The organism is Kineococcus glutinatus (genome assembly GCF_039542765.1).
Lineage (GTDB): Bacteria > Actinomycetota > Actinomycetes > Actinomycetales > Kineococcaceae > Kineococcus_A > Kineococcus_A glutinatus.
Genome location: NZ_BAABIL010000539.1, coordinates 1 through 7,229 on the forward strand (window position 1 = coordinate 1; position 7,229 = coordinate 7,229).

The window sequence follows — 7,229 nt, forward strand, 5'->3', positions numbered from 1 at the left end:
GTTCCCATCCCGGTTCCCATCCCGGTTCCCATCCCGGTTCCCATCCCGGTTCCCATCCCGCCACGCTAGCCGCCCGCCGCACGGCCCGGTCAGCCGTCCAGGTCGTCGAACTCCTCCAGGGGCGCCGGCCGATCGCGCCGGGTGTTGACGGCACAGGAACGGATAGTGCTACGTTCGGATAGTGCGAGTATCCGAGCTGGCGAGGCGGGCGGGCGTCCCGCTGTCCGCCGTGAAGTACTACCAGCGCGAGGGGCTGCTGCCCGCCGGTGTCAGGACCGCACCGAACCAGGTGGCGTACGGCGAGGCGCACGTGCAGCGCGTCCGGCTGATCCGCGCGCTCCTGGAGACGGGAGGTCTGTCCATCGCCGCGACCAAGGACGTCATCACCGCCCTGGACGCCGACGCGGCACCGCTGGCCGAGACGTTCCGGGTGGCGCAGCACGCGATGAGCGCCCGGCGCACCCAGGAGTCCGCGCCCAGCGAGGCAGCCCGCGCCCGCGTCGAGGCGCTCGCCGCGTCCCACGGCTGGTGCGTCACGAGCGACAACCCCGGGGTCGAGGCGGCCGCACGCGCCCTCGACGGGTTGCGCGCCATCGGTTTCGACGCACCGGACGCCTACCTCGACGCGTACGCGGCCGCCGCGGCCGCCGCCGCGGCGGCCGATCTTCGCGCGCTCTCCGGCAGGGGCGGGCGGGACGCCGTCGCGGAGCTCATGGTCGTCGGGACCGTCCTCGGCGACCCGCTCTTCGCCGGGTTGCGCCGGCTCGCTCAGCAGGACGCCACCCACGACCTCTTCCCCACCCCCGAGACGGAGCGAACACAGCCATGACCTCCTCGGCACACGTCGTCCTCGGCGGCAACGGCGTCGTCGGACGCGAAACCGTCCGGGCCCTCCTCGCGCGCGGCCACACCCCGGCGTCCGTCGGCCGGCGACCCTCCACCGCCGACGGGGCCCGGTCCGTGACCGCCGACCTCCTCGACCGCGCCGACGCCACCCGCGCCCTGCGCGGCGCCGAGGTCGCCTACCTGGTGGTGGGGCTGCCGTACTCCTCGCGCGTGTGGGCCGAGCGGTGGCCGGTGATCCTGCGCAACACCGTCGACGCCGCCCTGGAGCAGGGCACCCACCTGGTGTACCTCGACAACGTGTACGCCTACGGCCGCGTCGACGGCCCGATGACCGAGGACGCGCCGATCAACCCCAGCAGCAGGAAGGGCCGGGTGCGGGCGGCCGCGCTGGAACTCCTCGGCGACGCGGCCGCGCGCGGCCTCGCCGTGACCGTCGGGCGCAGCGCCGACTTCTACGGCCCCGGCGCGTCCACCAGCGTGTTCACCACCTTCGCCCTCGACAGGATCGCCGCCGGCCGGAAGGGCACCTGGCTCCTGGACGCCGACCAGCCCCACTCGCTGACGTACACCCCCGACATCGGCGACGCCCTCGCCGTGCTCGGCACCGCCGGCGAGGCCCGCGGCCGCACCTGGCACCTGCCCACCGCCCCGGCGCTCACCGGCCGCGAGTACGTCCGGCTCGCCGCCGGCCCCGGCGCCCCCACCGCCGTCATGGGTCCGGCCACGCTGCGGATCGGCGCCCTGTTCAACACCGCCGCGCGGGAAACCCTGGAGATGGGCTACCAGTACACCGCCCCGTACGTGTTCGACTCGACGGCGTTCGAGACCACCTTCGGCGTCGCCCCGACCCCGGTGGCGGAGGGCATCGCCGCGACCCTGGCGGCGGCGCGTCCTGACGCACCACCCCGCCCGCACCTCAGGAACTCCTGAGCACGACGAGCTGCCGGGTGGCCCGCGTCATGGCGACGTAGCGGTCGACCGCGCCCTCGACGCCCACGCCGAACCGCTCGGGGTCGACGAGGACGACGAGGTCGAACTCCAGCCCCTTCGCCAGCTCCGGGGTCAGCGACCGGACCCGGGGCGTCGGGCGGAACGCGGGGTCGCCGATGACGCAGGCGATCCCCTCCGCGTGCGCGGCGAGCCAGGTGTCGAGGACCGCGTCGAGGTCCGACGTGGCCCCGTGGTGGACGGGGATGCCGCTCCGGCGGACGGAGGTGGGCACGTTGGCGTCCGGCAGCACGGCCCGGATGACCGGCTCGGCCGCCGCCACGACCTCCTCCGGGGTCCGGTAGTTGATGCTCAGCGAGGCCGTGGTGATGCGGTCGAACCCGACCCGCTGCAGCCTTTCGGTCCACGACTCGCCGAACCCGCGGCGGGCCTGCGCCCGGTCCCCCACGACGGTGAAACTGCGGGACGGGCAGCGCAGCAGCAGCATCCTCCACTCCGCGTCGGTGAGCTCCTGGGCCTCGTCGACGACGACGTGCGCGAACGGGCCGGCGAGCAGGTCCGGGGTGCTGCCGGGCAGCGCGGCGTCCTCGACGAGGGCGTCCTGCAGGTCCCGCCCGCGCAACATCGACATCACCCTCATCTCGGAGTCGTCGGTGGCGACGAGGTGGTCGACGACCTCGGCCATCCGCTCGGCCGCTGCGGCAGCGGCGACCCGCTTCCGCCGTGCGCGCCGGGACGCCTCCGGGTCGCCCAGCCGCTGTCGCGCGGCGTCCAGCAGGGGCAGGTCGGACACCGTCCACGCCCGGGGTTCCGCGCGCTGCAGCGCCCGCACGTCATCGGGGCCGAGCCAGGGCGCGCACCTGCGCAGGTAGGCGGGTACCGACCACAGGTCCGCGACGAGGTCGGCGGCCTCCAGCAGCGGCCAGGCGCGGTCGAGGGCCCTGCGCAGTTCAGGCTCCTGCGCCAGCGACCTGCACAGGACGTCGGCCGGGACGTCGTCCTCGAGCTCGTCCACGAGGACCGTGAGCAGTTCCTCCCAGACCTGCTCGCGCGCCTCGTTGTGCGGGGTGCCGGGTTCCACCGCGTCGAACACCTCGGCCCACGTGTCGGCGCCGACCCGGATGTCGGCCCACTCCGTCTCGACCGCCACCGCCGTGCGGGGCGGTTCCTCGTAGAACCGCACGGCCGCCTCGACCGCCCGCACCAGGTCCGCGGACGCCTTCAGCCGGGCCACGTGCGGGTCGGCCTCGACCGCCGCCGAGGCGCCCTCGGCGACGAGGTCGCGCAGGGTGCAGGTCTGCACGCCCTCCTCCCCCAGGCCGGGCAGGACGTCGGAGACGTAGGCCAGGTAGGGCCGGCTCGGGCCGACGAACAGCACGTCGCCGCGGTGGTGGCCGAGGCGGGGGTCGGAGTAGAGCAGGTAGGCGGCGCGGTGCAGCGCGACGACGGTCTTGCCCGTGCCCGGGCCGCCGTCGACGACGAGCGCGCCGCGGGAGCCGGCGCGGATGATCGCGTCCTGGTCGGCCTGGATGGTGCCGAGCACGTCCCGCATCCGGTCCGAGCGGTCGATCCCCAGGCTGGCGATGAACGCGGACTGGTCGTCGAGGGCGGCGCGCTCCGCGGACCCGTCGAGCCTGTCCAGGACGAACACCTCGTCCCAGTAGTCGCCGACCCGCCCGCCGCTCCAGCGGTAGCGGCGGCGGCTCACCAGCCCCATCGGGTCGGCGTGGGTCGCGCCGAAGAACGGCTCGGCCGCAGGTGAGCGCCAGTCGAGCAGCAGGCGGCGGCCGGTGCTGTCGCTGAGACCGAACCGCCCGACGTACACGGGATCGGGGTCGTCGGCGCGGACGATGCGCCCGAGGCAGAGGTCCAGTCCGAAACGGCGCAGGGTCCGCGACCGGTCGATCAGCCGGTGGACCTCCTGGTCGCGGTCCAGCGCCTGCTGCCCCGCGCCGCCCGGTGCCCGGCGCGCGACCTCGAGGCGCCCGGACAACTCCGCAACCGTCTGCTCCAGGGCCGCCGCGACGGCCGCGAAGTGCCGCTCGTCGGCGGCGATCAGCGCCGGGTCGGCCTTGGCCGCGAGGTGTGGGGGCAGGTCGAACGCGCTGGTGCTCACGGGGTTCACGTCGAGCGATGCTGCGGCACCCCCGGGGCCTTGCCGCAAGCCCCCGGGCGCGCTATACGTTGAGAACGGCGGGGATCGGTGTCCCTCCTCGCTCTCCCCTCCCGGCGGCGGCAGAACCCGTCAGCGCGGCTCGGCGGGCGGGTCCACCTCGTCCCCGAGGGAGCGCTGCACCCACGCCACGTCGTGCCACGCGCCGTGCTTCCAGCCGACGCGCCGGTAGACGCCGACGGGCCCGAAGCCCAGCGCGCGGTGCAGGCCCTCGCTGGCCGCGTTGGGCAGCACGATCCCGGCGAACACCCGGCGGTAGCCGCGCGCGGCGAGCCGCTGCAGCAGCGCCTCGTACAGCAGCCGGCCACCGCCGCTGCGCCGCCGGCCCACCTCCAGGTAGACGCTGACCTCGCACGAGAAGCGGTAGGCGGCGCGGGCGGCGAACTCGTGGCCGTAGGCGTAGCCGACGACGCGGTCGCCGCCGGCCGGGTCGGTGAGCACCAGCCAGGCGTGGCGGGCGGCCGCGTCGGCCATCCGCGCCGCGAACTCCGCCGCGCCGGGCGGCTCCAGCTCGAAGCTGACGACGGTGTCGGTGACGTAGGGGGCGTAGACCGCCGCGCACGCGGCGGCGTCGGCGGGCGTGCCGTCGCGGACGCCCGGGGAACCGTTCACGGACGCAGGTCACCGCACGCGGCGAGCACGCGCTGCGCCGTCTCCTCGGCGCCGAGGCCGCCGGTGTCCACGCAGACGTCCTCCACCGCAGCGGCGTCGAGGCGCTCCTGGTCGGCGAGGGCGGCGGCCAGGGCGCGCTGCAGCACCTCGGCGGAGCGCCCGGCCAGGTCCTCCCCCGCGATCTCCGGCCCCCCGCCGCGCCCGCGCGACGCCACGCGGCCGGCCAGGTCGTCGGCGCCGGCGCGCAACCGCACCACGGTGACCTCCGCGGCGGGTAGGGCGCGGCGGTAGCGCTCGACGTCCTCGCGGGTGTCCACCGCGCCGGCCAGCACGAGGTGGCTCGCGCCGGCGCCGGCGAAGCAGGACCACAGCGCGGCGAGGTTCGCGGCCCGGAGGCGGTGGTCCTGCGGGTCGTCCGCCGGGGGGTCGGAGAAGAACCCGAGCTGGGCGAGGTCGGCGAAACCCGCCGTGACCCCCGAACCCAGCAGCGCCTGGAAGAGGGCCCAGCCGGCGACCGACTTGCCCACGGCCTTCGGGCCGCACAGCCACAGCACCCGGCCGGGGGCGTCGGAGGGGACGGCCACCGGCGGGGCCGCGGTCGCGGGGCCGCGCGGGGCGGTGAGCACGCCGGTGCGCTCCAGCACGAGCCGGGCCACCTGCCGCGGGTCCGCGGCCCCCGGGTGGAGCACGACCTGCCGGGTGTCGGCGGGGTCCGCGCCCGCCTCCAGCTCCGCCGCCTCCGCCTGCACCCGCCGCACCTCGTCCTCGTCGCAGCCGCGCTCCAGGATGCGCCGGCGCAGCTCATCGGGGTCGGCGCTCAGCAGGCACAGGTGCAGCTCCGCGTCCCCCACCACCTCCTCGTACAGCGGCAGCAGCCGCGGTGCGAGGCAGCCGGAGACCACGACGAGCTCGGCGCCCGCCGCGGCGAAGGTCGCCACGACCCCGCCGAGGACCCTCGCCTGCAGGACCTCGCGGTCCGGGTCGTCGGCGCGGGCGGGGTAGCACATGCCGAGCTGGTCGATGTCGACGTAGCCGTGCCGCAGGCCCGTCAGCTGCTCGCGCACAGCCCAGCACGTCGTGGACTTCCCCGATCCCGGGGAGCCGTGGACCCAGAGCACCTGCACGGCAGCACCCTGCCACGCCCGGGCGCGGCGGTCAGGTGCTTTCCCGCGGCACCGGGCGGAGGTTTCGCCGCGCGGCGCGACGGGTAGGAACGGGGTCACAGGTCGAGCCGTCGGCCCCGGTCCGCCGGTGCCCCGCACCCGCCCGGCGCACCGCCGGCCGACCCGCGTGCAGGAGCGACGGCACCGTGAGCACCCCCGCCCAGCCCCTCCGGCCGTCCCCCGCCGCGCAGCCGGTGCGGGCGGACACCCTGCAGGCCCTGCCCGCGGGGGTGGGTCGCCCCGGCTACGACCGCGCGGCCCTGGTGCCCTCGGTGGTGCACATCGGGGTGGGCGGTTTCCACCGCGCCCACCAGGAGGTGTACTTCGACGCGCTCGCCCGGCTGGGCGAGACCGGCTGGGGCGTCGTCGGCGTCGGGCTGCACCACCCGCAGATGGGCGAGGCGCTGCACGCCCAGGACACCCTGTACACCGTCGTGGTGCGCGGCGCCGACGGCGACGAGGTGCGCGTCATCGGCTCCATGGTCGACTACCTGTACGCCCCGAGCGATCCCGGGCGGGTGCTGGCCGCGCTGGCCGACGAGCGCACCAGGCTGGTGACGCTGACGATCACCGGCGCGGCCTACCCCGACGGGGACGTCGATCCCGGTGACGAGCGGGTGCGCGCCGACGTGGAGCGCCCCGAGGCCCCGGCGACGGCGTTCGGCTACCTCGTGGAAGCGCTGCGCCGCCGCCGCCGGGAGGGCCTGGCGGGGTTCACCGTGCTGTCCTGCGACAACCTGCCGCGCAACGGCCGCGCCACCCGCGCCGCGGTCCTCGGCACCGCCCGGCTGCGGGACCCGGACCTGGCGCGCTGGATCGCCCGCAGCACCTCCTTCCCGTGCAGCGCCGCGGACCGCATCACCCCGCTGACCACCCCGCGGGTGCGGGAGGAGATCGTCCGCGCGCACGGCCTGGCCGACCGCTGGCCCGTGGTCACCGAACCGTTCTCGCAGTGGATCGTCGAGGACGACTTCCGCGCCGGCCGCCCACCGCTGGAGCGGGTGGGGGTGCGCTTCGTGACCGACGTCGGCCCGCACGCGCTGGCCAAGACGCGCCTGCTCAACGGCGCGCACTGCGCCATGGGCCACCTGGCGCTGCTGGCCGGGATCGCCACCACCGACGGGGCGATGGCCGAGCCGGTGCTGCGCCGCTACGTCGAGGGGTACCTGGCCGAGGCGGCGGCCGTCCTGCCGGACGTGCCGGGCACCGACCTGCGGGAGTACCGCGCCGCCCTGCTGCGGCGCCTCGCCAACCCCCGCCTCGGCGACGGCGTCCCCCGGCTGTGCCGGCGCGGGTCCAGCAAGGTCCCCGAGCACGTGCTGCCGTCGCTGCGGGCCGCCCTGGAGCGCGACCTGCCCCGCGGCCACCTCGTCCTGGCCGTGGCGGCGTGGTTGCGCTGCCTCCGCGGCACCGACCACGCCGGCGCGCGCCTCGACGTGGACGACGACGGCGCCGCGCTGCTGCGCCCCCTGGCGGCCGCCGCCGGC

At 76.4% G+C, this 7,229-nt stretch carries 6 protein-coding genes; 3 read left to right on the forward strand and 3 right to left on the reverse strand.

All coding sequences use genetic code 11. The features are described 5' to 3' along the window. Positions 1-181 precede the first annotated feature (181 nt). A complete protein-coding gene (locus ABEB16_RS17785) occupies positions 182-829 on the forward strand; it encodes a MerR family transcriptional regulator (protein ID WP_345713553.1) in 648 nt (215 codons plus the stop codon). After that, positions 826-1,776, forward strand: coding sequence for an NAD-dependent epimerase/dehydratase family protein (locus ABEB16_RS17790; protein ID WP_345713554.1), 951 nt, complete (start codon positions 826-828; stop codon positions 1,774-1,776). The genes ABEB16_RS17785 and ABEB16_RS17790 overlap by 4 nt, the downstream gene beginning before the upstream one ends. On the opposite strand, the gene helR is transcribed toward ABEB16_RS17790, so the two are convergent. The 3 genes from helR to ABEB16_RS17805 form a co-directional block, all read right to left on the reverse strand. Beyond that, on the reverse strand, positions 1,763-3,919 hold the full coding sequence (helR, locus tag ABEB16_RS17795; protein ID WP_345713555.1) for an RNA polymerase recycling motor ATPase HelR: 2,157 nt from the start codon (positions 3,917-3,919) through the stop codon (positions 1,763-1,765). The genes ABEB16_RS17790 and helR overlap by 14 nt on opposite strands. A gap of 120 nt (positions 3,920-4,039) precedes the next feature. Beyond that, positions 4,040-4,579 (reverse strand): GNAT family N-acetyltransferase, encoded by a 540-nt coding sequence (locus ABEB16_RS17800; RefSeq protein WP_345713556.1) that lies wholly within the window; start codon positions 4,577-4,579, stop codon positions 4,040-4,042. Further along, positions 4,576-5,703 carry an AAA family ATPase gene (locus tag ABEB16_RS17805; protein WP_345713557.1) on the reverse strand — a complete coding sequence of 376 codons (1,128 nt, stop codon included), beginning with the start codon at positions 5,701-5,703 and terminating at the stop codon, positions 4,576-4,578. The genes ABEB16_RS17800 and ABEB16_RS17805 overlap by 4 nt, the downstream gene beginning before the upstream one ends. 185 nt (positions 5,704-5,888) lie before the next feature. On the opposite strand from ABEB16_RS17805, the gene ABEB16_RS17810 reads away from it, so the two are divergent. Next, the coding region (locus ABEB16_RS17810; protein ID WP_345713558.1) for a mannitol dehydrogenase family protein at positions 5,889-7,229 on the forward strand (1,341 nt) is incomplete at its 3' end.

Bases quoted from the DNA above. Each gene is read 5' to 3' on its own strand.
- ABEB16_RS17790 (WP_345713554.1), top strand. From the start codon at position 826: ATGACCTCCTCGGCACACGTCGTCCTCGGCGGCAACGGCGTCGTCGGA.